Origin of the sequence: Burkholderia sp. Bp8992, assembly GCF_003853705.1 — a bacterium.
Taxonomy (GTDB): Bacteria; Pseudomonadota; Gammaproteobacteria; order Burkholderiales; family Burkholderiaceae; genus Burkholderia.
In genome coordinates this window covers 94432-119350 of sequence record NZ_QTQI01000005.1, presented here as the reverse complement: position 1 = coordinate 119350, position 24919 = coordinate 94432, and the positions used below count along the sequence as shown (strand labels likewise).

Genomic DNA, 24919 nt, shown 5'->3' with positions numbered 1-24919 from the left:
TCGACTGGATCGTTACCGCGACCGTTCGCGGCTGATGTAGATCGCGAGCAGGATGATTCCGCCCTTGATCACGTTCTGCACATACGGGTTCACGCCGATCATGTTCAGCCCGTTGTTGAGCACGCCGAGCAGCAGCGCACCGACCAGCGTGCCGAGGATCGCGCCGCGCCCGCCGGAAATCGACGTGCCGCCCATCACGACGGCCGCGATCGCGTCGAGCTCGAAGCCGACACCCGCGTTCGGCTGCCCGCTCATCAGCCGGCCCGTCAGCACGATCGCGGCCAGCGCCGACGTGACGCCGGCCAGCGTGTAGACGATCAGCTTCACGCGTGCGACGCGCACGCCGGTGAGCCGCGTCGCCTGCTCGTTGCCGCCGATCGCATACACGTAGCGGCCGAACGGCATGCGGTCGAGCAGCAGCCAGGCGATCGCATAGACCACCAGCATGATCAGCACGGGCGCCTGGATGCCGAGCACCTTGCCGCTGCCGAAGAACGCGACCCAGTCGGGCAGGCCGTCGATCGGGTAGCCGCCCGTGTAGATCAGCGCGAGGCCGCGCGCGATGCCCATCGTTGCCAGCGTGACGATGATCGGCGGCATCCCCGCGAATGCGACGAACACGCCGTTCAGGAAGCCGAAGCCGAGCCCCACCGCGATGCCGATCGCGAGCGCGGCGACCGCATTGACGCCCGCGACCATCAGCCCGGCCGCGAGCGTGCCCGACAGCGCCATCACCGAACCGACCGACAGGTCGATCCCGCCGGTCAGGATCACGCAGGTCATGCCGACCGCGATGATCGCGTTGATGGACACCTGGCGCAGCACGTTCTCGAGGTTCGCGGCAGACAGGAAGCTCGGGCTCGCGATCATCATCGCGATGCACACGACGATCAGGCCGACGAGCGGATAGAACAGCGTCGAGCGGCGCAGTTGCGCCCACATCGCGCGAGGCGGCGGCGCATCGCCGTTTCCGGCCGTGGCCGCGAGCGTCGTCGAAGGCGTGGAAGAAGATTCAGGCAGGTTCATGGGTCGCTCCTCGCGTGCCGGCCGTGGCATAGGTCATGACCGTGTCGGGATCGATCTCGTCGCCGGCGAGCGTCGCCTCGATGCGTCCTTGCCGGAATACGGCGACGCGATCGCACATGCCGACGATTTCCGGCAGCTCGGACGAGATCATGATGATGGCGTAGCCGCGCGCGGTGAGTTCGCGCATCAGCCCGTAGATTTCGGCTTTCGCACCGACATCGATGCCGCGCGTCGGCTCGTCGAAGATCAGCACCGACGTGTGATGGTTCAGCCAGCGCGCGATCACGACCTTCTGCTGGTTGCCGCCGGACAGCGTCGCGACCTCGGTGTGGATCGACGGCGCCTTCACGCCGACGCGCCGCATCACGTCGTGCGTCGTGCGCGCCTCGCTGCCGCGGTCGATCAGCCAGCGCATCGACCGGTACTTGCCGAGATTGTTCAGCGAGATGTTGTCGCGGATCGAGAACGACGTGACGAGCCCTTCCGTCTTGCGGCTTTCCGGCAGGATGCCGATGCCCGCGCGCAGCGCATCGGCCGGATCGGCGAGCTTTGCCGCCGCACCGCGCACGCGCAGTTCCTTGCGGTGCGCACGCGTCGCGCCGATCACCGCGAGCGCGGTTTCCGTGCGGCCCGAGCCGACGAGACCCGCGAAACCCAGGATCTCGCCTTCATGCAACGCAAAGCGGTTCACCGGGCCGTCGCGCTCGATCTGCAGCGCATCGACTTCGAGCACGGCCGGTGCGTCGGCCCGCAGCACGGGCTTCGGCGGAAAGCTGCTTTCGATCCGGCGGCCGACCATCATCCGCACCAGTTGCTCGACGTCGGTGTGCGCGACGTCGGTCGTCGCGACGTACTGGCCGTCGCGCAGCACCGTGATGCGGTCGCATACCGCGAAGATCTCGTCGAGGTGATGCGAGATGAAGATCATCGCGACGCCCTGCCGCTTCAGCTCGCGCATGATCGCGAACAGGTGCTCGGCCTCGGCCGGCGTGAGCGTCGCGGTCGGCTCGTCGAGAATCAGGATGCGCGCGTCGAGCGACAACGCCTTGCCGATCTCGACGAACTGCTGCTGCGCGACCGACAGCGTGCGGATCGGCGCATCGAGATCGATCGCCACGCCGAGCCGCGCGAAGATGCTCGCCGCCGCCGCACGCATCCGCTTGCGGTCCCGCGCGCCCCAGCGATTGCGCAACTCGCGGCCGAGGAACAGGTTGTCGACGGCATCGAGGTGCGGAATGAGGCTGAATTCCTGGAACACGATGCCGACGCCGGCCGCGACCGCGTCGTGATAGTCCGCGAAATGGCGCGCCGTGCCGTCGATCTCGATCGCGCCGGCATCCGGCTGATAGATGCCGCACAGGATCTTCATCAGCGTCGACTTGCCCGCGCCGTTCTCGCCGAGCAGCGCATGGATCTCGCCGCGGGCAATCTCCAGATGAATGTCGGACAGCGCCTTCACGCCGGGAAAGCTTTTCGTGATGTGGCTGAGCCTGAGTATCGTGTCCATCGGCTTCTCCGTACGAAGGGCGCCGGCCGCACCGCCGCCCTTCACGTCGCGTCGCACGTCGTTCACCAGCTGAAGCCCTTCGCGTTGCCGCGATCGACGACCTTCACGTCGACGGGGATCGCCTTCGGCACCGTCGCGCCCCACTTGCGCGCGATCGCGATACCGAGCGCGATGCGCACCTGGTCGGCCGGGAACTGCGCGGTCGTCTCGATGAACTTCGAGTTCGGTTTCTGGATGGCCGCGATCGCCTCGGGCGCGCCGTCGACGCTCGTCAGCTTGATGTCCTTGCCGGAGCCTTCGATCGCGGCGAGCGCGCCCATCGAGCCGCCGTCGTTCACGCTGAAGAGGCCCTTCAGGTTCGGATGCGCGGAGATCATGTTTTCGGTGACCGACAGCGCGGTCGCGCGCTCCTGCTTGCCGTTCTGCGTGTCGACGAGCTTCACGTTCGGGAATTTCGCGAGCCCGGCCTTGCAGCCGCGTACGCGTTCGAGGATCGGCACGACCGGAATCCCGTCGAGGATCGCGACTTCGCCGCTGCCGCCGATCGCCTTCGCGAGGTATTCGCACGACATCACGCCCGCGTCGTAATTCTTCGAGCCGACGAACGAATCGACCGGGCCGTTCGCGTTCGCATCGACGGCCACGACCACCGCGCCGGCCTTCTTCGCCTGCGTGATCGCCGACTGGATGCCGGTCGAATCGGTCGGGTTCACGAGCAGGATGTCGATCTTCTTCTGCAGCATGTCCTCGACGTCGCTCACCTGCTTGCTGACGTCGTGATGCGCATCGGTGACGACGACCTGCGCGCCGATCGATGCGGCCGCATCGTTCAGCGCCTTCTGCATCGTCACGAAATACGGGTTGTTCAGCTCCTGGAACGTCATGCCGATGCGCAACGGCGCGGCCTGCGCGGCGGCGGGCAGCAAGGCCGCGACGGCGAGCGCGGCAACGGCCGCCAGGCGGGCGGCGCGACGGGGGGATGAAACGGGCGATGCGTGCGTCATGACGGTGTCTCCGGAATTGTGTGCAGCTTTTTCGTGGGTGAATGCGCCCCTCGCGACGCAAGCGGCGCGATCGGCTGGGTAAGACGGCGGGAAAAGCTCGGGCGGGCAGCGGCCCGGCGATCATCCGGGCTGCGGCGCGAGCTCGGGTGCGCCGGGCGTGAGCACGCGCGGCGGCATCGGGTTGCCGGTAGGCGCCGCATGCAGCGCCAGGTCGCGGCTGCGCGCGTTCAGGCGCTGCAGTGCACGGAATTCGGACGGCGCCATCCCCTTCACCGCGCGGAACTGGCGGTTGAAGTTCGACACGTTGTTGAAGCCGGCCTGGAAGCAGATGTCGGTGATGCTCGCGTCGTCGGCGAGCAGCATCTGGCACGCGGATTCGATCCGCAGGCGATTCACGTACTGGACGAACGGCATGCCCGTCTGGCGATGGAATGCACGCGAGAACGCGCTGACGCTCTGCCCGGTCAGCTGGGCGAGATCGGATTCGCGCAGCTCGGACGCGAGGTTCTTGCCGATATACGACAGCGCGTGGCTAAGCCGCGTGGGCGTGACATCGGCCTGGTCGTATGCAGGGCTCGCGAGCAGCGTGCGCTCGGCCGCGCCGCACAGGCGCTCGAGGATCGTCATGAAGAGCGCGATGCGGCGCATGCCGCGCGCGGTCAGCAGTTCGTCGAACAGCGGCGCGATCGCGGCGCTCGTCGCGGCGTCGAAGCCGACCCCGCGCCGCGCATCGTCGAGCAGCGCATGTGCGTCGCGACATTCGGGAAACGCGTCCATGCAGCGGCGCACGAACGCCGGGTCGAACTGGATCACGAGGTTGCGGCGCTCGACGGTCTCGCCTTCGGCCATGTCGCTGACCCAGTTGTGCGGCAGGTTCGGGCCGAGCAGCACGAGATGGCCGGGGCCGAACGAGCCGATGTGGTCGCCGACGAAATACTTGCCGCGCGTCGCGACGATCAGGTGCAGCTCGAATTCGGGATGGAAATGCCAGCGGATCGTGCGATACGGATAGCCGTGCGACCAGACCTTGAACGACTCGTCGCGTCGCACGTCGACCACTTCGAGATCGGGGTGCATCATGTTGGCGTCTCCATTCCCATGTATCGCTGGCCGGCCTGTTCGGCTGGGCGCACATCGCCGCGTGTCTCGCGCGGCGACGCGACCGGTCGCATGGGAAGCAATGTAGGTCGATCGAGCGCGCGGCTCCACCAACTTTACGCCTGATTTTCGATACTTTTTTGCCGCCCTCGGGCTGAAATGGCGCCGGATGGCAAATTTGTTGCAGCGCGGAACGGCGCGGCCGGCCGCACCGGCTGCCCCGCCGGCTTACGCCGCCGCGTGTTCGCGCGCGGTGCGCACCTCGTACGCCTTCAGGTGGTTGTATGCGATCCGCAGCAGCGACAGCGTATCGGCCGCCTGCGGATCACGGCGCGCGAGCAGGTCGCCGATCACGTGATCGGCTTCGACGCGTGCATGGTTCTCGACGTCGCGCAGCATCGACGCCGTCAGCGGCGACGGCGTCAGCACCATCCGCTGCATCCGTTCGACGGCGCCCGGATCGGGCCGGTGGCCGTTGTGTTCGGCGATCGCGCTGCATTCGGCGAGCATCGTCTCGAGCAGGCGGCGGCCGTCCGGCGCGGCCAGAATGTCGCCGACCGAGCCGCGAAACAGCGACGTGCTCGCGGCAAGCGTGGCGAGGAACACCCACTTCTCCCACATCCGTGCGGCGATGTCGTCGCTGAGCGTCGCGTCGAAGCCCGCGCCGCCGAGCACGTCGGCGACTGCCCGCACGCGCGGCGATTCGCCGCCGGCGAGTTCGCCGAACGACACGCCGTGCGTGTCGTTCAGGTGCACGATGCGCTGTTCGCGATCGAGCGTGGCCGCGATCACGCACAGCCCGCCGAGCACCTGCGCGGCGCCGAAGCGCTCGCGCAGCACGTCGAGGTGGCGCATCCCGTTGAGCATCGGCAGGATCAGCGTCTGCGGGCCGACGAACGGTGCGAACGAGGCAATCGCGTCGTCGAGGCTGTATGCCTTGCAGCTCAGCAGCACGAGATCGAACGGCGCGACGCCGGCATCCGCATCGGCCGCGCGCACGGTCTGCACGTTCGCGAGCGTCAGGTCGCCGAGCGGGCTGCGGATCAGCAGCCCGTCGCGTGCCAGCGCAGCGGCGCGTCCGTCGCGCACCAGGAACGTCACGTCGCGCCCCGCCGCGGCCAGCCGGCCGCCGAAGTATCCGCCGACCGCACCGGCCCCTACCACCAGAATTCGCATCGTTGCCTCCTTTGGGTTTCGTTCAGTGCCGGCGCCGACGCGGGCGCGCGGCGCGACGCAATTGCCCGACAGTATAGCGATGCCCGTTATGCATATGCATAGATACCCCTGTCGGCATCGAAGGCATGGGCGACGGCATCGGTTCCTAGGGATAACCCGTCTACGGCGACGCGCATCAAACGCCGTCAAGACACTTATCCCGTCACGCCGCCCCGGCGAGCATCCTCGACTGACCGACCACACACCATGCGCAACCTTTCCCTGAATCAGAAACTCGCTTCGATGATCGTCATCCTGTGGCTCGGCCTGCTCGTGATCGCCGGGCTCGGCGCATGGCAGACGCGCGCCTCGATGATCGCGGACCGCCGCGACCAGCTCGCGTCGCTGGTCGCGCAGGCCGCGAGCGTGACCGACCATTACTACAAGCTGTCGCAGCAGAACGTGCTGCCTGAAGCCGATGCGAAGCAGAAGGCGATCGAAGCGATCGCCGCGATGCGCCACGGTGCCGACGGCTATATCTCCATCAACGATTCGAAGCCGGTGATCGTGATGCACCCGATCAAGGCCGAGCTCAACGGCAAGGACGTGTCGAATTTCACCGACCCGAACGGCAAGCACCTGTTCGTCGAGATCGTGAAGGCCGGCAACGAGGAAGGCGGCAAGGGCTTCGTCGAATATCTGTGGCCGAAGCCGGGCGCCGACAAGCCGCAGGAGAAGACCAGTGCCGTGCAGCGCTTCGCGCCGTGGGACTGGTATCTCGTCACGGGCATGTACATGAACGACGTGCGCTCGGCCGTGCTCGCGAGCATCGGCCGCTGGCTCGCGATGACGGCCGTGCTCGGTGCGCTCGCGACCGCCGTGATGGTGCTCGTGCTGAAAAGCGTGCGTGCGAATCTCGGCGGCGAGCTCGAGGACGCACTCGACGCCGCGCAACGCATCGCGCGGGGCGACCTGACCGCGCGCATGACCGTGAAGCAGGACGATCGCGGCAGCCTGCTGCATGCGCTGCACACGATGCAGGGCGGGCTGATCGACATGGTGTCGCGCGTGCGGATGGGCACCGAGAACATCAACGTCGGCGCAAGCGAGATCGCGTCCGGCAACACGGACCTGTCGCAGCGCACCGAGGAACAGGCGGCGGCGCTCGTGCAGACCGCGTCGAGCATGGACCAGATGACCGCGAACGTGAAGCAGAACGCGGACAGCGCCGCGCAGGCCGCGTCGCTCGCCGGCCAGGCCGCGCAGGTTGCGACGCGCGGCAGCGCGGTGGTCGACGACGTCGTGCGCACGATGAACGAGATCACCGACCGCTCGCACAAGATCGGCGACATCATCGGCGTGATCGACGGGATCGCGTTCCAGACCAACATCCTCGCGCTGAACGCGGCCGTCGAGGCCGCGCGCGCGGGCGAGCAGGGCCGCGGCTTCGCGGTGGTCGCGGCCGAAGTGCGCTCGCTCGCGCAACGCTCGGCGACGGCGGCCAAGGAAATCAAGTCGCTGATCGTGTCGTCGAACGAGACGGTCGAACACGGCGCCGCGCTCGTTTCGAATGCGGGCGAGACGATGGCCGAGCTCGTGCAGTCGGTGCGGCGCGTGAACGAGATCCTCGACGAGATCAGCCATGCGTCGCGCGAGCAGAGCGCCGGGATCGAGCAGGTCAATCGCGCGGTGGGCGAGATGGACCAGGTCACGCAGCAGAACGCGGCGCTCGTCGAAGAGGCCGCGGCGGCCGCGCATTCGCTGCGCGATCAGGCCGAAGCGCTGCGCGACGCCGTCACGCGGTTCGCGTTGCCGGCTTGAAGGCGCCCGGCCGGCGCGGGCGTGCTCACCCCGCGCCGCCGGCCCGCGGCGCGGCCGCCCCGCTGCCGAGCCCCAGCCCGGCCGCCCGCTGGATCAGCTCGACGTCGTTGTTCGCACCGAGCTTCTTCATCGCGCTGATCTTCTGCGCGCTGACCGTCTGCTTGCCCTTGCTGAGGCGTTGCGCGATCGTCTTGATCGGCACGCCCGCCAGATACAGGCGAATCACCTCGATCTCCCTTGCCGACAGCTTCACGGGCGCCTCGCCGCACGCGCCGAGCGTGTCGACCGCGCGCCTGACGACCGGCGACTGGTACGCGCCACCGCTGTAGCTCGAATGGATCGCCGTGACGATGTGGCCGACCTCGTCGAACTTGCTGACGACGCTCACGCCGTCGATCGCGAGAATGGACCGGAAGATCAGCGGGTTCTCGTTCGCGACCAGCGCGACGATCCCGACTTTCGGCCGCGTGCGGCGCAGCCAGCCGAACAGCGCGAGGCCGTCCATCTGCGCGTCGCCGCGAATCGCATAATCGACCAGCACGACGTCGCAATCGACCGCGCCGAGCGACGCGACCAGTTCGGCCGTGCTCCGGTAGACCGCGACGAGCTCGATCGCGCAGGCGCTGCCGGCGACCTGCTCGATACCGGCCAGTGTCAACGGCCAGTCGTACGCGACGACGACGCGAACATTGAATTTCCTCATGCGTAGTTCCCGGTGGTTCGCCGGCCGCGCGGCGCGAAACGCGGGCGGCCGGTTGAGCGTTGAAAGGGCATTCAGGCTATTTTTAGCCTGAAACCCGATTCTAGGCAGCCAGGCGCGGGCGGGATATCGGACAACACATGGATCGGGCGCCGGGGACGTAATACGAGTTTGATATTTGCACGGGTTCGAGCGCACGGCAGCCGGCGGCCAACCGGCGCAGCATCGGCCCAATGGCAGGCGTCGTGCGCGATGCGGCCGGCCAGCAGGTAAAATTGCGCCTTTGCATGCCACCCCGGGCCCCCGGCGGCGAGCGATGCGCCGATGCCGGCCGCGCGCCCCCGCCCTTTTTGCCGGCTGCCCGCACTCGCGCTTTCCTCATGACCGAATCCGACCTGCAATCCGACGACACCACCCTCCACGAAGACGGCCTCTGGCGCGACAACGGCTGGACGGCCCGCATCATCAAGAACGAGGACGACGACGGCTGGGCCGTCGAGATGATCAAGGACGGCGAGTCCGAGCCCGCGCTCGTCGGGCCGTGGACGATGGGTCGCGACAAGAAGAACCCGAAACCGATGGACGCGAACGCATTCCGCACGCTCGTGAAGACCGCGACCGAAGTGCTGATGCGGCACGAGCAGCAACGGCGCGCGATGCTGCACAAGGAGGTGACGGTCCAGGGCGACGACGGACAGGATGTATCGGTGACGCTCGATATCGTGCCGGACGAGTTCGAGCCGTATGCGCAACTGAAGGCATTCGATCCGTACGGCGAGCTGCTGGCCGAAGCGAAGGTGTCGGCCGGGTTCAAGCTCAACAAGGCCAGCGCCGAACGCTGGGTCGCATCGGGCTTCGAGCGGCCGGCCTGAGCGGGCGCGGCGCGCGCGAGCGCACGATCAGGTGCCGGCGCCCTGCTCCGCACGCTCGAGCCGGCGCGCGGCCAGCTTGCGCCGCACGAACTCCTCGAACTGCTGCGTCGCGACCTCCGGGTCGCGCGCGGCCAGCCCGAGCGCGTTGCGCACGAGCTGGATCGGCGTCAGCACGATGCCCCACGGCAGCCCCCACCAGCCGAGCGTGGCCGATGCGAGCAGCGCGACCGCCTGCTTCCTGCGCCCGCAACGGCGGCAACACACGTGGCGCCGCGTCGTCCAGCGCGTGACGAACAGCAGCGATACGACGCGATGCGACGCATGCACGTCGACCGGCTGCCCTTCGCGCAGGCAGATCGGGCACGGCCCGTAGCGCCAGTCGTCGACATACTGCCGGACCTTCGCGTCGGGCACCCGTTCGGCCTCGACGATGATCGGATGCGCGCGTGCGCACGCCCGGCTGCAATAGCGGCGCCCGTCGATCGACCGGCCGCCGACCAGGAACGTCCTGCCGCAGTGACTGCACTCTGTCACGATAAACCTCGGATAAGCGTGATGCGCCGCGTGCCGGCCGCGCGCGCATCGATGCGCCGGCCGTCCGCACGGGTCATTTCCTGTTTTAACGGCCGCTGCCGCGCAGTCTTGAGCGGCGCGCGCCGGCGCGCCTCAGCCGTGCAGCCCGAGCGCGATCATCAGGCGGTACAGCGTCGCGCGCGAAATACCCAGTTCGGCGGCGGCATCCGCATGCTGGTGGCGGTTGCGCATCAGCGTTTCCTCGATCGCGCGCCGCTCGGCCTGCCGGCGCGTTTCCGCCAGCGTCGGCGGCTGGCGCGACGTGTACGCGCGCAGTTCGAGATCGGCCGCCGAGATCAGCGGACCGTTCGTCATCACGACCGCGAACCGGATCCGGTTGATCAGCTCGCGCACGTTGCCGGGCCACGGATAGTTGTGGATCGCCTCGACCGCGCAGGGCATGAAGCCGCGAATCCGGTGCGAACTGTCGCCGCGATAACGCCGCAGCACATAGTCGGCGAGCAGCATGATGTCGCGCCCGCGCACGCGCAGCGGCGGCTCGTCGATGCGCAGCACGCACAACCGGTAATACAGGTCGGCGCGGAACCGCCCCGCCTGCATCGCGGCCTCGAGATCGACGTGGGTCGCCGACACGATCCGCACATCGACCGGCAGCGACGCATGCCCGCCGAGCCGCTCGATCTTGCCCTCCTGCAGGAAACGCAGCAGGCTCGCCTGGCTCTCGAACGGCATGTCGCCGATCTCGTCGAGAAACAGCGTGCCGCCGTGCGCGGCCTCGATGCGGCCGATCTTGCGCTGGTGCGCACCCGTGAATGCGCCACGCTCGTGACCGAACAGTTCGGCCTGCAGCAGCGACGACGGAATGGCCGCGCAGTTCACGGCGACGAACGGTGCGTCGGCCCGCATCGACTGCTGATGGATCGCCGCGGCGGTCAGCTCCTTGCCGGTACCGGATTCGCCGGCGATGAACACGGTGGCGTCCGTGTTCGCGACCTTGCGGATCGTCGCGAACAACCGGCGCATCGCGTCGCACGAACCGATCATCGTGCCGCCGGGCGGCGCAGCCTCCGCCGCCGGGTCGCCGTCCGCGAGCTTCAGCATCCCGTACGCGTGGCCGACGAGATAGCCGATCGTCGTGTAGGCCGTCGCGTTACGCACGTAGTCGAAACAGCAATGGCGGATCAGGCGCGCGACTGAAATGTCGCGCAGCCGCTCGCCGTCGGTGAGCGCGACCCAGCCGACGCGCCGGTCGCGCAGCAGCGCTTCGAACGACGCGATGTCGAGCGATGCGAAGCTGCCGAAATCGACGATACCCGCATGCGGGCGATTCGCCTTGACGAGATTCAGTGCGTCCGCAACGGTTTTCGCGCGCCACACGTCCCAGCCGCGCGACGCCAGGCAATCGACGAGCGCGGCATCGTGCCGCTGCGACAGATAGACGAGCGGCCGCGACGGCACCACCTGATCGCGCCGGATGGCGACGAACGGCATCGCGCCGGCTTCCCGCTCGACATCCTGCGGGCCTGGCACGCTGAGCTGACAGCAAGAGTTCACGATGGCCTCGCCGCGTAGGGTTGGTTATCGGGGCGGCCGTTGCCGGATCGCATATGGCGGGGCCTCGTGGTCCCGCGGCGCGGCGCCGCCCCGTCCTCGAATCGATGTTTCGTTATCGGCAGAACACGACGCGCTGCGTGTAGATCTGCGGTTCGACGAACGGCTTCGCCGCTCCGTTGAGACCGTCGCGGTAAGTGCGGTAGGTCTTGCCGTTCACCGTCACGTCTTCCGCGCGAGCCGTCTCGATCTTGTCGAGCCCGTTGAGCTGCCACTCGCTCACGCGGTCCGCCGCCGCCACGCTCGACTCGCCGGCGATCTTCTGCGTGATCGCACTGCCATCGCTCCACGGCAGCGTCCGCATGTCTTCCGTGCGCTGCAGCGCGCCGACCGTCTTGCCCGTCGGCACCGGCCCGTTCTGCGCCTGGAACGGCGCGCCGCGACCGTACACCGGCGATTGCCACGACGGCGCGTGCCCTTCCTCGGGCATCATGTAAATCATCTGCGGGTCGCCGATCATCATCATCGGTGCGCACGCCGTGTTGTCGGGACGGTTGAGCGTCGAGAGCGCCTGCTGGACGCTTGCGGCGTTCGCGAGGGTCTGCTCGTTCAGGATGACGAAGACCGCGGGATTCTGGAAAACCGACTGCGCAGCGGCTTGCACGCCGACCAGCAGCAAAGCGACCAAAAAGATCCTCATGATTGAGGCCTCCTTGCATCCTCGTCAGGCAAAAAGAGGTGTTGACCTCGGGGATGGGAGCAACACCCGTCCAACCGGAACGATCGTCGTGCATCGGCGCCGGCCGTCTGCCGTGCGACCGCCATGCCGGCCACATGGCAGACGGCCCCGCGTGCTTACGACGACGTGCTCGTCGAGATGACTGCCGGTGCCGGCGCGACCGGTGCTGCCGGTGCGGCCTGCTGGTCGACCGCAGCCGGCGGCAACGCCTGGGCCGGGTCGGACAATGCCGGCATGTCGGCGGACGGCGCAGCCGGTGCGGCAGCGGATTCGACCGCTTCGGACACCTTCGCGTCGGCGGCAGGCATGTCGGCCGGCGCTGCTGCGGCAGCAGGCTGCGCGGCTTCCGGAGCGGGCGCTTCGACAGCCGCTTGCGACGCCGGCTCGGCAGCCTTTGCATCGGCTGCCGGCGCCGCGACGACGGCAGCAGCCGGCATCGGTTCGGCAACCGGTTCGCCGGCGGCCTGCGCTGCGTTGTCGGTCGCGGCCGGCATCGGCTCCGGCGCCTTGTCGGCGACAGGCTGTGCGGGCTCGGGGGCTTTCGTGTCGGCGATGGGCTGTGCAGGTTCAGGTGCCTTCGTGTCGGCGACGGGTTGCGCAGGCTCGGGGGCCTTCGTGTCGGCGACGGGCTGTGCGGGCTCGGGTGCCTTCGTGTCGGCGGCCTGCGCAGGCTCGGGTGCCTTCGTGTCGGCTACCAGTGCGGCAGGCTCTTGCGATGCCTTGTCGGCAACTGCCGGCGCAGCAATGATGGCCGCAGCCGGCACGGCTGCCATCGCTGCCGCCGGTACGACCGCGGCGGCAGGCGCCGCTGCCGCAGGCGCTGCAGCCATTGCCGGTGCAGCAGCCGCAACGGCGGGCGTTGCGACCGCCGGAGCGGCTGCGGCGACTGCCGGCGCCGCCACTGCCGGCGCGGCGGCAACTGGCGCAATCGCCGGTACAGGAACCGGCACCGGAACAGGCGCGGCCTGCACCGACGTCGTCTGGATCGGACGCGTCGGCGCGGGAGCCGGTGCCGGCGCGGCGGAACCGAGCGGCGGCAAGCCCATGCGGTCGCGCACGATCGGATCGCGATACTTCACGTCGTCGGCGACGGTCGCTTCGACGCTCGGCGCCACGTTCGAACGCGCGAGCGGCGCGGTCGTGCCCGGGCACAGGTGGCCGGTCGCTTCCACTGCGCGCCGGTTCGCATCGCTCTGGCACAGCAGCGCGAGCGCCACGTCGGTCAGCCCCATCGCGCGGAATTCACGCGCATCGAGACGCCGGACGCACGCCTGGTCGACCAGTGTCGTGCCGCCCGTCGCGCCGAACCCCGGGAACGATACGCCGACGCTCACCGATCCCATGCAGGTATCGGACAGCGTGGTCGTGAGGCCCGGTGCCTGAATCGACGGGTTGGTCTTGATCGTCTGCGTACCCGAGTAATTGACGTTTTCGGAAGTCTGGGTGTTGTAGGGGTTGGTGCCTGGCGAGCCCGACGTCTGGAGCGTGCTCACGCTCTGCGGCGTCACGTTCGAGCCGCCGTTGCTGCCGGACGGCATCGTCACGTTCACGTTCACGCTCGAATTGCCGCTGCCACGCACCCCGCTGCTGCTCGTTGCATTGCCGCCGCGCGAACTCGTGGTGTTCGTGTTCATGCTCGAGCCGCCGCCCTGGCTGATCGCCGTCGACGACGTCGAGGATTGCGCGCTCGAAGTCGAGTCGGCAGTTTGCGCCTGGGCACCGATCGTGGTCATCGCGAACATCGCCGCGCATGCCACCCTGATCCTGTTGCTGTTCATTTCACTCTCCGGACGAGGTTATACCTCCCACCCAGGCAACCGTGCTACTTCCCCTGAATGACTTCAGTTCTTGCTGCTTCCCCGAACTGCTTCCAGCCGCTACCCAGCTGGGACCACGGGCCATCCGACATTCCCTGCTGCTGGGCGTCCGATGCGCCGATGGCAATGCCCGACGAAAGCGATTGTTGTTCCGACGGTTTGGTTGTCTGAGAAGGGTTGTTTGACGTCTGCATATTCGATTGCCCACCATCGGCAGCACGGTCAGCGCCATATGCCGTCAGTGACGCGAGCATCAGAGCGGCGGCAATCAGGTTCTGCTTCATGCCAACTCCTTACGTGACAACAAGGCGGGAAAAGAGACCAGCGTCGCTGGGAAACTGGCCCCCCCACACCTGACTAATGACTGCTCCCGATCGCGCTCGAACTGCCCTGGCTTCCGCCCGATGCGGACGGCGAGCCAGCCGGACCGGTACTCCACGCGGTCGACGAGTTGTAGTGATTCGAACCCGTGATCGCAGCCGATCCGCCACTGCCCGTCAGTCCAGCGGCACCCGCGTTGGCATTGCCGTTGTCGTTCGCGCCCGTGGCCGTGTAGTGGTTCGCGCCGAGTACGATCGTGGCGGTCACCCCTCCCGACAGTGCGTTTGCGTTCTCGTTCGTTTTGCTGTTTCCGCCGTACGAGCCTGCGGCACCGATACCGCCGCCTGCCGCAAACGCGCCCCCGTTCGTGCCGGAACCGCTGGCCGTCGAGGTCGAGTTGTGGTTGGCGGACGCCGTGCCGACGGAACCAGCGGGTGTCACGGTACTTCCGGCGCTTGCACCAGCCGTCGATGTCGAATTGCTCGTATAGCTGCCGGACCCGACCAGTACCGAACCGGACACACCCGCTGCGACGGATTGCGTCTGGTTGTTCGTGAACGAACCTGCTGCCAATGCGGCCGACGATAGGACGGTGAGCGCTGTCGCTAATATGACTTTGGCTTTCATAGCAATTCCTTGCCGTGAGAAAGTTCGACGGTTCAGGAACCGGGTCCGTCCTTGTGGATCAAGACCCGGCCCCGTCCCGCCAGCCAATGACGAACGCTACGCGCCGCGGCTTAGTGGTGATATGTCCAGCCGGTCGAGCCGGCATTCGCGCCGCTGCTGCCGCCAGCCTGCGCACCGCCGAAGCCGAAGCCGCCGACCGTCGACGTTTGCGTGTGGCTCGTGTACGAGATCGAGCCGCTGCCGGGACCACCTGCAAGTGCACCGGCCGCGCCAAGTGCCGCGCCGGAATCGGTCGCGGTGAAGTGGCCGAACCCTGCGACCCCGGCCATCGTCTGGCCACCGCTCGACGAGTTGCTGCTCGAAATCGTGCCGCTCGCTGCGAACGCTGCACCCGAAACCGCCAGAACTGCTGCTGCAATCAGAAGCTTCTTCATGGTCGACTCCATAACGGCGTGGATGGAATGAGCCAGGGAGACCGCACGCCATCGATCCTCCTGTCTTGAGCAATCCTCAAAAAATTAAGGATCACTATTCAATCAGTACATGTTTATTGAATTTGAAATTATTCTTTGAAATTTTGGCCAGCCCGATTCTAGTTTTTGTTTTTATGTTTTCCAAAATTCATGGATAGGCGTTTTCGATTAATTCCATGAACATTGAGTTAATTACAAAAAACACCATGACTCAATCGACCGGAATCACGAACGCATCTTTCCGGCTCGCGACGTTCGATACCTCGCCGGACGAGATACCGGCATGCGGCATCCGTTTCCGGAATCGAAAATGCGCGAATATATTAACCACCGCAAAATGCAGCGCCGTTCAAAATGCTCTTTCTAACCGAGCGACCACGGGCCTGCATTGCAGCCAGGCGGCATGTCTTCTCCCTGAACGAGCGACGAAATGGCTTCCGGATAATCCGGCCCGCGGGCGTTCGACCTAATCCGGCCGGCGCCGGCATTGGCCCGGCGCAATCGAAACCGCCCTGCACGGTTGAAGACGAACCGGTGTCACGCTGTCCGGCACGAACAGCCCGATCCATCCGGGTGAACTGAATGAAGGTGAGCACCGCTGTCGCCCGGTTGCCGCGCGGCGGGACAGCCGCTCCAGCAAACGAGGCGCACGGCGGCCGTGCAATCGACACCGGGCAACCCGCGAAGCTGGCACTGCGTCGCGAGCAACATCCCGGTCTGTCCGACTACCCCTGTGGTGCGCAAAGTACGCGCCGATCAAGCTACTGCTTCTGGTCTTCATCGCCGTTTCCCCGACTGCTTATTGACGAGTTGGCCGCCCCCACATCGTTGTTGCATCGTGTCGACCGCTCGCCGGTGCGTTGAATATCGCAAGCGGCGTGCCACACGTTGTTCCGTCGTTCATTGCGCGTGACGGACCGCCTCAAGATGGGGGTATTCCTCCGGAAACGACATTTTTTGTTTCAGGAATGTATCGCGGCAAAGGTTTGGCACCCGCCGCGATCGTTGAGCGTCACGAAGCAATCCCCGGATTAGACGGACGAATCCGGCCCGCGAACCCTCGCCGAATGACCGGGTGAACGACTGTTTCAAACTTGAGAAGCGCGCTGCCGCGCCGGCCGGGCGGCACCGCACTTTCCGCTTGCAAATCGCATGGCGGGACACGTGCGGACGTCCTCCGATGCGAAGACGAACGAGAATCGATTCGCACCGTGCTCGGCCCCGGGCCGCATGCAGCATGCCTGCGATACGTCCGCGCCCGCACTCGTCCAGACTGTCGAAACGAATTTGATTCATCCGTGAAAATACCGACACGATCACGCGAGGAGGATGTCGGCATCCGGATGCGTCATCGTTGTAATAATCAAAAAATGACAACGCGTAGTTGAGATCGAAGCGGAGACACCGGCTTCTCATTTTCATTCGATGCAGCTTTCACACCATGAGTCATTCGGTAAGCGATGCATCGAAGAACTATTTCCAAGAAATTTTTCCCGCAATTCTCATCGATGAAACATATCGACTCGACATCTTCCTTAAGCTGGCAAGTTCGTAATGTCCTGATTTTTCGGGAATTTATTCGTATCGAATTGCATTGTCCCGGCACTCGCGCAGGTTCTTTTCCTGTCCCCACGATTCACGCGTGAAACATCCGCACGCCTGTCGAACGGCGATCGCGTGCACGCCCGCGCCCGACGGGGCTGCACGTCCATGGCATGCCGATTGCCTGATATCCGGCTCTCGCCGAGCGGCACGCCACCGCACACGCATCACGCCAGTCAGCGCGCCGGGGGGAAGGCGATGAATGACGGGCTCGCGCACGAAACGCGCGCCGGCCAGCGCATGCCGGTGACGGTCGCCGCGCAATAACCGCCATGCGGCGGCACGTCAGCCGAGCAGTTCCTTCTTGCGAAGATGCACGACGTCGCGCATCGGCGGCGCGCCGAACAGCCGGCTGTATTCGCGGCTGAACTGCGATGCGCTTTCGTAGCCGACGACGGCCGCCACCGACCCGACGTCGCCGCCCTGCCGCAGCAGCAATCGCCGCGCTTCGTGCAGCCGCAACTGCTTCTGGTACTGCAGCGGGCTCAGCGTCGTCACGTGCTTGAAATGATGGTGCAGCGACGACACGCTCATGTTGACCGCCTGCGCGAGCGACTCGACGCGCATCGGCTCCGCGAAGTGATCGCGGATCCATTCGATCGCGCGCGCGATCCGGTGCGTCTGGCTGCCCGCGATGGCCATGTGCCGCAGCCGCGTGCCCTGCCCGCTCGTCATCAGCCGGTACAGCACTTCCTTTTCGATCAGCGGCGCGACGACCGGAATGTCGCCGGGCGTATCGAGCAGGCGCAACAGCCGCAGCGCGGCGTCGAGCAGCGGCGGCGTCAGCTCGGCGAGCGCGATCCCCTCGCCTTCCGGGCCCGCGTCGGGCTCGGGCAGCCGCATCTCGGCCGCGAGCTCGACGATGCGCTGCGGATCGAGCGTGAGCGACAGGCACAGGTACGGCGCATCCGCCGACGCGCGCGTCACGCGCGAGAGGATCGGCAAGTCGATCGACGTAATCAGGCAATTGTGCGTGTCGTATTCGTAAGCCTGGCCGGCCACGATCACGCGCTTCGCGCCCTGCGCGGCGATCACGAGCGCAGCCCGCGACACGCCGCAGCCGAGATCGACCGGACGCGTGTGCCGATGCAGCATCAGGCCCGGCACGGCCGTCGAATGCGAGCCGTCGGCCGGCGCGAAACGGCCGATCAGCGATGCCAGCTCGCGCCGCCCGGATTCGCGCGACGCCACGATATCGGTCATGTCCATGACGCATCCTCGAATGATTTCCCGTGTCGCGGGAGCATAGCGAAACGGCCTGCCGCGTGCCGGGGATTTGCAGGATTGTTCAATAAATTTGCAGGATTGGGTAGACGCAAAAAGCGGCGGCTCGCGCACACTCCCGGCTAACCTGCCCGTATGGCGGGTTTTCCCCATGGAGACATAAAAATGCCTACCTCGTTTGTCCTGAACGGCAAGAACGTCACGCTCGACGCCGATCCGTCGATGCCCGTCCTCTGGGCGATTCGCGAACATGCGGGACTGACCGGCACGAAGTTCGGCTGCGGCATGGCGCAGTGCGGCGCGTGCACCGTGCATCTCGAAGGCCAGGCCGTCCGCTCGTGCGTGCTGCCGCTCGCCGGCATCGCGGGCAAGCACGTCACGACGATCGAGGGTCTGCAAAGCAAGCCCGCGCATGCCGTGCAGGCCGCCTGGGTCAAGCTGCAGGTGCCGCAATGCGGCTACTGCCAGTCCGGCCAGATCATGTCGGCCACCGCGCTGCTCGAACAGAACCCGAAGCCGACCGACGCGGACATCGATGCCGCAATGAACGGCAACCTGTGCCGCTGTGCGACCTACGCCCGCATCCGGGCCGCGATCCACGACGCGGCAGCGACGCTGGGAGCCTGACCATGACGATTGAACTCGACAACAACGATACGGTGCGCCCGTCGCGCCGCACCTTCCTGAAGGCCGCGGGCGCCGCGGCCGCGGTCGGCCTGACCATCGGCTTCGACTTCAGCGGCTTCGGCCGCCGCGCGCTCGCCGCGACCGCGCCCGCCGCCGGTTTCGCGCCGAACGCATTCCTGCGCATCACGCCCGACGGCACCGTCACGGTCATCGCGAAGCACGTCGAAATGGGCCAGGGTGCGTACACGGGCATCGCGACGATCGTCGCCGAGGAGCTCGACGCGAACTGGTCGCACGTGCGCGTCGAAAGCGCGCCGGCCGATGCGAAACGCTACGCGAACCTCGCGTTCGGCACGATGCAGGGCACGGGCGGCAGCTCGGCGATGGCGAACTCGTGGCAGCAGTTGCGCGAAGCCGGCGGCAAGGCGCGCGCGATGCTGGTGTCGGCCGCCGCGACCCGCTGGAAGGTGCCGGCCGGCGAGCTGACGACTGCCAACGGCGTCGTCACGCACGCGAAGACTGGCAAGACCGCGCCGTACGGCACGCTCGTCGCCGATGCGTCGAAGCTGCCCGTGCCGGACAAGGTCACGCTGAAGCAGCCGGCCGATTTCAAGCTGATCGGTCAGCGGATCCCGCGCGTCGATGCGTCGGCGAAATCGAACGGCACCGCGCACTTCACGCTCGACACGACGTTCCCCGGCATGCGCGTCGCGCTGCTGCAGCGCCCGCCGCGCTTCGGCGCGAAGGTGAAATCGTTCGACGCGACGGCCGCGAAGGCCGTGCCGGGCGTCGTGTCGGTCGTGCAGGTGCCGGGTGGCGTCGCGGTCGTCGCGAACGGCTTCTGGGCCGCGAAGCAGGGCCGCGACGCGCTGAAGGTCGATTGGGACGAAACGAACGCGGAAAAGCGCGGCTCGGACGAGATCATGCGCGAATACCGGCAGCTCGCCGACAAGCCGGGCACGTCGGCACGCAAGGACGGCGATGCCGACGCGGCGATCGCGGGCGCGACGCGCAAGATCAGCGCGACGTACGAATTCCCGTATCTCGCGCACGCGCCGATGGAGCCGCTCGACGCGGTCGTCAAGCTGACGGCGAACAGCTGCGAAATCTGGGCCGGCGACCAGTTCCAGACCGTCGACCAGGCCAACGCGGCCAGGACGGCGGGGCTGACGCCCGAGCAGGTGCAGATCCACACGCTGTATGCGGGCGGCAGCTTCGGCCGGCGCGCGAACGCGTGGTCGGACTACGTGGTCGAGGCCGTGTCGATCGCGAAGGCGCTCGGCGCGGACGGCAAGCCCGTCAAGCTGCAGTGGACGCGCGAGGACGACATCCAGGGCGGCTTCTACCGGCCGATGTACTTCCACAAGCTCGACGCGGGCCTGACCGCGGACGGCAAGCTGGTCGGCTGGCGCCACCGGATCGTCGGCCAGTCGATTCTCGCCGGCACGCCGTTCGAGGCGTTCATGGTCAAGAACGGCGTCGATGCGACGTCGGTCGAGGGTGCGGCGAACCTGCCGTACGCGGTGCCGAACGTGTCGGTCGAGCTCGCCACCGCGAAGACGGGCGTGCCCGTGCTGTGGTGGCGCGTGGTCGGCAGCTCGCACACGGCCTACGCGGTCGAGGCGTTCATCGACGAAGCCGCGCACACGGCCGGCAAGGATCCCTACGCGTTCCGTCGCGACCTGCTCGAGAAGGAACCGCGGATGCGCGCGGTGCTGGACCTCGCCGCGCAGAAGGCCGGCTGGGATCCGGCCAAGCCGCTGCCGAAGGGGCGCGGGCGCGGGATCGCGGTCGCCGAAGCGTTCAAGAGCTATGTCGCGCAGGTGGCCGAGGTGTCGGTCGACGCGGACGGCAAGGTGAAGGTCGACCGCGTGGTGTGCGCGGTCGATTGCGGGATCGCGATCAATCCCGACATCGTCGCCGCGCAGATGGAAGGCGGCATCGGCTTCGGGCTCGGCGCGGCGATGCACAGCGCGATCACGCTGAAGGACGGCCAGGTCGAGCAGCGCAACTTCGACGGCTATCACGTGCTGCGGATGGCCGAGATGCCGAAGGTCGAAGTGCACATCGTGCCGTCGGCCGAGGCGCCGACCGGTGTCGGCGAGCCGGGCGTCGCGCCGGTCGGCCCGGCCGTGGCGAACGCGATCTTCGCGGCGACGGGCAAGCGGCATTACGTGCTGCCGTTCGATTCGGCGGATAGCACGAAGGCCTGATGCGACGGAACGCCGGCTGCGGGAAGAAGATATTCCGCGGCCGGCGTGTTTTCGCGCGAGACGCGATGCAGGGTTCGATGTCGGCAAAAATCTCCGGCAATGCGTTGATTTACATACACAATTCTTCAAACCTGCAGGGGTCGATGTCGGGTTCGTCGTCCAGCGGAAAACCCTCGTGTAGCCCCCCAACCTCCCTCTCCCCCCACGTTACATCAGACGTAACGCCCGTAACGTCGCCCGGCGATGCTACGTAACAATCCTTCAACATTGTTCTGCCCCCTTCACAACCCGCATCGCACCTCACGTTAAAAATTCTTTTAAATTCAAATATGTAGAGCCACCCGCATCGGCACGGCCGTCAGCTGGCGACCGTCAATCCTCCCCCTGGCCCGGAAGTTGCAGCACAGAGCCCGCAAACACTCCTTTACGGACATGCGAGGGCCACCATGGATTGCAAATACCTGTACATCGACAACATAAAAATCAACTTCGTGCGCCGCACGATCGAGATCGACAACACGATCGTCGACGTCACGCCGCGTGAATTCGACGTCGTCGAATTCCTGCTCGACAACATGAACAAGATCGTGCCGCGGCAGGCAATCCAGGAGGCCGTATGGGGCCGCGAGCTCGGCGTGTCGTCGCGCACGCTCGACACCCATATCTCGCGTATCCGTTCGAAGCTGCGGCTCGACCACGACAAGAACCTGCGGATCATTCCGATCTACGCGGTCGGCTACCGCCTGGTGCTGTTCGGCGCGGCGATGACGCACGTCGAGCGCCACGAAGCCGCGCCGATCCTGCGAGCCGCGCCGCAACCCGCGATGGCCGCCGACTACGCGTGACGCTTCGCCCGCGCGCCGCCTGCTCGCGGCGCGCCGGCCACGTTCCCCTTACCGCGCTGCGCCTGGCCGCAGCGCTTCGCGGCCTGCCGGCCGGACCGGGCCTGCACGCCATCCGGCCCGCCATCCCGCCGCGACCCGACCGCCGCCTCCGGGCGGCGGTTGCTTTTGGGCGCCGGTCGCGTCCTGCCCGCCTTCCTCACGCTTCGTAGCACCCCGCTTCCGCGATCGCCGGGCAATGCACGCGACTACGGATTCCGGCGCGGCACGCGGCCATGGCCGTCCCTACAATCGACGCAGCAGCCGCGCGCCCTTCCGCGCCGCCGGCCCCAGAACAACCCGTCGAATCAACGCCGAATCCGCCCCGATCCCGCCGTGCCTGCGCTGTTCCTGACGAATGCCGACGCCGGCGACGCCGCCAGCCGGGCGATGCCCGCCGCTTCCGCGCCGCCCGCCGCTGCACCGGCCGCGGTCGCGCTCGACGCGTCGCCCTACCTGCCGCGCCTGTCCGCCGCCGCCGCGCGCGGGCTGTCGCACGCGTACTGCGCAACCGGCGCCGCCCCGGTCATGCTCGGTGAGCACGCGTACGAGGTGCGCTGGCGCGTCGACGCGGAACCGGCCGCCGATGCGCACGCCTACCGCTTCGTCATCGGCCCGGCCACGGGCACGCTGTGGATCGATCCGATCGCGGAAACCGAATGGCTCGGCGACGCAGCCGATCCGGCCGTGCCGGCCGTGATCCGCGCGGCGTTGCTCGCCGACCTGTGCGCGCCGCTCGCGGCCGTGCTGCAGGCCGCGACGCGGCAGCGCGTGGAACTGCTGCCGCCGCCCGACAGCGTGCCGGCCTGGCGCGCGGCGCCGGACGCGCTGCGCTTCGAGCTGCGGCGCACCGATGGCGCGTGGCGCTGCCATGGCGCGCTGCTGTTCGACGTGCCGGACGCGCTGGCCGTGTTCTTCGCGACCGCGCCGGCCGCGCTCGCCGATACCCGCGCGGCCTACGCGAACCTGCCCGTGCCGCTCGTGTTCGAGATCGGCCGCACCGAGCTGACGACGGCCGAGCTGGCCGACGTCGTCGGCGGCGACATCATCGCGATCGAACGCTGGCAGGCGCACGAGCAGAGCCTGCTGTGCGTCGCGCGGCTGCCGGCCGCGCCGGCATGGGAGATCACCGGACGGCCGTCGGGCAACCGGCTGACCGTCGAACGAATCAGGGAGATGCCTTTGGAACCGACCCGCACCGACAACGCGCCCGCCACGACACACGACGCGCCCTCCGCCGATGCACCGCGCACGCTCGACGGCCTCGCGGTCAACCTGCGCTTCGAGCTGCCGCCCACGTCGATGCCGCTCGGCGAGCTGAGCGCGCTGCAGCCGGGCGCCGTGATCGAGCTGCAGCAAGGGATCAACCAGAGCGTGATCCATCTCGTCGCGAACGGGATGCTGATCGGCACGGGCCACCTGATCGCGGTCGGCCAGAAACTCGGCGTGCGCGTCGTCACGCTGACGCAACCCGCACCGCGCGAGCGCTGAACGATGGGCAGCCTGCCGAATCCGGTCGCGCTGATCGCGGTCATTGCCGCGCTCGGCATCGCGCCGTTCGCGGCGCTGATGGTGACGAGCTACACGAAGCTTGTGGTCGTGCTCGGCCTGCTGCGCTCCGCGCTCGGGATCCAGCAGGTGCCGCCGAACCTCGTGCTGAACGGCATCGCGCTGATCCTGTCCCTGTTCATCATGGCGCCCGTCGGGATGTCGATCCGCGATGCGCTGCAGGCGCGCCACTTCGATGCGTCGGCGCAGTTGTCGACCGCCGATATCGGCGCGCTCGCCGACGCCGCGCTGCCGCCGATCAAGGATTTCCTCGTGTCGCACACGCGCCAGCGCGATCGCGAGTTCTTCGTGCGGACCGCGACGTCGGTGTGGCCGAAGAACCGTGCGGACGGCATCAAGGACGACGACCTGCTCGTGCTGGTGCCGAGCTTCACGCTCGCCGAACTGACGAAGGCGTTCCAGATCGGCTTCGTGATCTATATCGTGTTCATCGTCGTCGACCTGCTGGTCGCGAACATCCTGCTCGCGCTCGGGATGCAGATGATCTCGCCGACGACGATCTCGGTGCCGTTCAAGCTGCTGCTGTTCGTCGCGCTCGACGGCTGGTCGCTGCTCGTACACGGGCTGGTGATGTCGTACCGCGTGGCGGGCGCGGGATGAGCGCGCGCGGCCTGCGAATCGCGGCCGCGTGCCTGTGCGCGGTGGTCGCGCTCGCCTGCGCATGCCTGCCGCTGCGCAGTGCGCAGGCCGCAGGCGCCGGTACCGGCTTCGCGCCGCTCGCGCGCGCCTGCGCGCCGAACGTCGATCCGGACACGCTCGCCGCACTCGTGCGTACCGAGTCGGGCTTCAATCCGTATGCGATCGGCGTGGTCGGCGGCCATCTGGCGCGCCAGCCCGCGTCGCTCGACGAAGCGCGCGCGACCGTGCGCGACCTCGCGGCGCGCGGCTTCAGCTACAGCGTGGGCCTCGCGCAGGTGAACGAGCGCAATTTCGCGAAATACGGGCTCGATGAAGCGACGATGTTCGAACCGTGCCGCAACCTGCGGGCCGGCGGCGCGATCCTGACCGAATGCTTCGCGCGCTCGTCGGGCACCGGCCGCGCCACGCAGGCCGCGTTGCGCGCGGCGCTGTCGTGCTACTACAGCGGCAACTTCACGACCGGCTTCTCGAGCGGCTACGTGAGCCGCGTCGTCGCGAGCGCGCAGCGCAACGCGCGCGAAGGCGGCGTCGGACCGATTCCCGTCGTCGGCGACCCGCCGCCGCCCGCGCGCCAGCGGCGCATGGACGCGGCCGCGACCACGCCGCCGGAGCGCGCACGCCGGCTGCCGTCGCCTGCCGCGTCCGCCGATGCGCCGTCGTGCCACGCCCGCCCGGTCGTGATGATGTGCCGCGGGCTCGCGGCCAGCCAGGCGAAGCGGCTGTGCGTGAGGTGTCTCGACGAGTAGCGGTGCGGCGCAACACACCGGCCCCGCCGATGCGCATTTCGTAGCCGTCGGGCCCCGTGTGCGCCGCACGCATCGCACTGCTACGAAACTGGCGCCGCGCGCTGCGCACCCCGTTCCGTACACTCGAACCGGCGGCGAGTGCCGGGCGCCGGGTCGCGTGCACCCGCACGCCA

At 67.5% G+C, this 24919-nt stretch carries 23 protein-coding genes; 9 read left to right on the top strand and 14 right to left on the bottom strand.

Going from position 1 to position 24919, the window contains the following annotated elements:
- Window positions 1-12 precede the first annotated feature (12 nt).
- From DIE03_RS09670 to panE, 5 genes are all read right to left on the bottom strand, one after another.
- Entirely contained in the window at window positions 13-1026 is a 1014-nt protein-coding gene (locus DIE03_RS09670) for an ABC transporter permease (RefSeq protein ID WP_124449711.1), read from the bottom strand.
- Window positions 1013-2533 (bottom strand): sugar ABC transporter ATP-binding protein, encoded by a 1521-nt coding sequence (locus tag DIE03_RS09665; RefSeq protein WP_124449709.1) that lies wholly within the window; start codon window positions 2531-2533, stop codon window positions 1013-1015. The genes DIE03_RS09670 and DIE03_RS09665 overlap by 14 nt, the downstream gene beginning before the upstream one ends.
- Window positions 2534-2595: 62 nt before the next feature.
- Entirely contained in the window at window positions 2596-3537 is a 942-nt protein-coding gene (locus tag DIE03_RS09660) for a substrate-binding domain-containing protein (protein ID WP_124449707.1), read from the bottom strand.
- Between the two features lie 120 nt (window positions 3538-3657).
- Window positions 3658-4617, bottom strand: a complete 960-nt coding sequence (locus DIE03_RS09655; protein WP_124449705.1) for an AraC family transcriptional regulator — start codon at window positions 4615-4617, stop codon at window positions 3658-3660.
- 246 nt (window positions 4618-4863) lie between these two features.
- Complete coding sequence (gene panE, locus DIE03_RS09650; protein ID WP_124449703.1) at window positions 4864-5811, bottom strand: 2-dehydropantoate 2-reductase; 948 nt, start codon at window positions 5809-5811, stop codon at window positions 4864-4866.
- Window positions 5812-6057: 246 nt separating this feature from the next.
- On the opposite strand from panE, the gene DIE03_RS09645 reads away from it, so the two are divergent.
- Window positions 6058-7611: a methyl-accepting chemotaxis protein gene (locus DIE03_RS09645; RefSeq protein ID WP_124449701.1), complete on the top strand. Its 1554-nt coding sequence runs from the start codon at window positions 6058-6060 to the stop codon at window positions 7609-7611.
- Window positions 7612-7636: 25 nt separating this feature from the next.
- On the opposite strand, the gene DIE03_RS09640 is transcribed toward DIE03_RS09645, so the two are convergent.
- Window positions 7637-8314, bottom strand: a complete 678-nt coding sequence (locus DIE03_RS09640) for a LuxR C-terminal-related transcriptional regulator (protein ID WP_124449699.1) — start codon at window positions 8312-8314, stop codon at window positions 7637-7639.
- 377 nt (window positions 8315-8691) lie between these two features.
- On the opposite strand from DIE03_RS09640, the gene DIE03_RS09630 reads away from it, so the two are divergent.
- Window positions 8692-9183, top strand: coding sequence for a hypothetical protein (locus DIE03_RS09630; protein ID WP_124449697.1), 492 nt, complete (start codon window positions 8692-8694; stop codon window positions 9181-9183).
- Window positions 9184-9210: 27 nt separating this feature from the next.
- Here DIE03_RS09630 and DIE03_RS09625 read toward each other — a convergent pair whose 3' ends face one another.
- The 4 genes from DIE03_RS09625 to DIE03_RS09610 form a co-directional block, all read right to left on the bottom strand.
- Window positions 9211-9717: a hypothetical protein gene (locus tag DIE03_RS09625; protein ID WP_124449695.1), complete on the bottom strand. Its 507-nt coding sequence runs from the start codon at window positions 9715-9717 to the stop codon at window positions 9211-9213.
- Window positions 9718-9849: 132 nt separating this feature from the next.
- Window positions 9850-11208 (bottom strand): sigma-54 dependent transcriptional regulator, encoded by a 1359-nt coding sequence (locus DIE03_RS09620; RefSeq protein WP_260434839.1) that lies wholly within the window; start codon window positions 11206-11208, stop codon window positions 9850-9852.
- A 175-nt stretch (window positions 11209-11383) separates the two neighbouring features.
- The gene (locus DIE03_RS09615) at window positions 11384-11968 is read right to left on the bottom strand and encodes a hypothetical protein (RefSeq protein WP_124449691.1); all 585 of its coding nucleotides are present in this window, start codon (window positions 11966-11968) and stop codon (window positions 11384-11386) included.
- Between the two features lie 155 nt (window positions 11969-12123).
- Window positions 12124-13557: a chemotaxis protein CheA gene (locus tag DIE03_RS09610; protein WP_260434838.1), complete on the bottom strand. Its 1434-nt coding sequence runs from the start codon at window positions 13555-13557 to the stop codon at window positions 12124-12126.
- On the opposite strand from DIE03_RS09610, the gene DIE03_RS38695 reads away from it, so the two are divergent.
- Complete coding sequence (locus DIE03_RS38695; RefSeq protein ID WP_260434837.1) at window positions 13529-13846, top strand: hypothetical protein; 318 nt, start codon at window positions 13529-13531, stop codon at window positions 13844-13846. The two genes, DIE03_RS09610 and DIE03_RS38695, sit on opposite strands and share 29 nt — an antisense overlap.
- On the opposite strand, the gene DIE03_RS09605 is transcribed toward DIE03_RS38695, so the two are convergent.
- The 4 genes from DIE03_RS09605 to DIE03_RS09585 form a co-directional block, all read right to left on the bottom strand.
- Entirely contained in the window at window positions 13830-14108 is a 279-nt protein-coding gene (locus DIE03_RS09605; RefSeq protein WP_124449687.1) for a hypothetical protein, read from the bottom strand. The genes DIE03_RS38695 and DIE03_RS09605 overlap by 17 nt on opposite strands.
- Before the next feature lie 73 nt (window positions 14109-14181).
- Window positions 14182-14772: a hypothetical protein gene (locus DIE03_RS09600; RefSeq protein WP_124449685.1), complete on the bottom strand. Its 591-nt coding sequence runs from the start codon at window positions 14770-14772 to the stop codon at window positions 14182-14184.
- A gap of 110 nt (window positions 14773-14882) precedes the next feature.
- Window positions 14883-15206 carry a hypothetical protein gene (locus tag DIE03_RS09595; RefSeq protein WP_124449683.1) on the bottom strand — a complete coding sequence of 108 codons (324 nt, stop codon included), beginning with the start codon at window positions 15204-15206 and terminating at the stop codon, window positions 14883-14885.
- A 1926-nt stretch (window positions 15207-17132) separates the two neighbouring features.
- Window positions 17133-18056 carry an AraC family transcriptional regulator gene (locus DIE03_RS09585; RefSeq protein WP_124449681.1) on the bottom strand — a complete coding sequence of 308 codons (924 nt, stop codon included), beginning with the start codon at window positions 18054-18056 and terminating at the stop codon, window positions 17133-17135.
- A gap of 180 nt (window positions 18057-18236) precedes the next feature.
- Here DIE03_RS09585 and DIE03_RS09580 point away from each other — a divergent pair, with 180 nt between their 5' ends.
- From DIE03_RS09580 to DIE03_RS09555, 6 genes are all read left to right on the top strand, one after another.
- The gene (locus DIE03_RS09580; RefSeq protein ID WP_069252121.1) at window positions 18237-18698 is read left to right on the top strand and encodes a (2Fe-2S)-binding protein; all 462 of its coding nucleotides are present in this window, start codon (window positions 18237-18239) and stop codon (window positions 18696-18698) included.
- A 2-nt stretch (window positions 18699-18700) separates the two neighbouring features.
- Window positions 18701-20911 carry a xanthine dehydrogenase family protein molybdopterin-binding subunit gene (locus DIE03_RS09575; protein ID WP_124449679.1) on the top strand — a complete coding sequence of 737 codons (2211 nt, stop codon included), beginning with the start codon at window positions 18701-18703 and terminating at the stop codon, window positions 20909-20911.
- Window positions 20912-21357: 446 nt separating this feature from the next.
- Window positions 21358-21756, top strand: a complete 399-nt coding sequence (locus DIE03_RS09570) for a winged helix-turn-helix domain-containing protein (protein ID WP_124449677.1) — start codon at window positions 21358-21360, stop codon at window positions 21754-21756.
- 372 nt (window positions 21757-22128) lie between these two features.
- Window positions 22129-23283, top strand: a complete 1155-nt coding sequence (sctQ, locus tag DIE03_RS09565) for a type III secretion system cytoplasmic ring protein SctQ (protein ID WP_124449675.1) — start codon at window positions 22129-22131, stop codon at window positions 23281-23283.
- A gap of 3 nt (window positions 23284-23286) precedes the next feature.
- Complete coding sequence (gene sctR / locus DIE03_RS09560; protein WP_124449673.1) at window positions 23287-23961, top strand: type III secretion system export apparatus subunit SctR; 675 nt, start codon at window positions 23287-23289, stop codon at window positions 23959-23961.
- The gene (locus DIE03_RS09555) at window positions 23958-24746 is read left to right on the top strand and encodes a lytic transglycosylase domain-containing protein (RefSeq protein WP_124449671.1); all 789 of its coding nucleotides are present in this window, start codon (window positions 23958-23960) and stop codon (window positions 24744-24746) included. Before sctR ends, DIE03_RS09555 begins: the two co-directional genes overlap by 4 nt.
- Window positions 24747-24919: the final 173 nt, after the last annotated feature.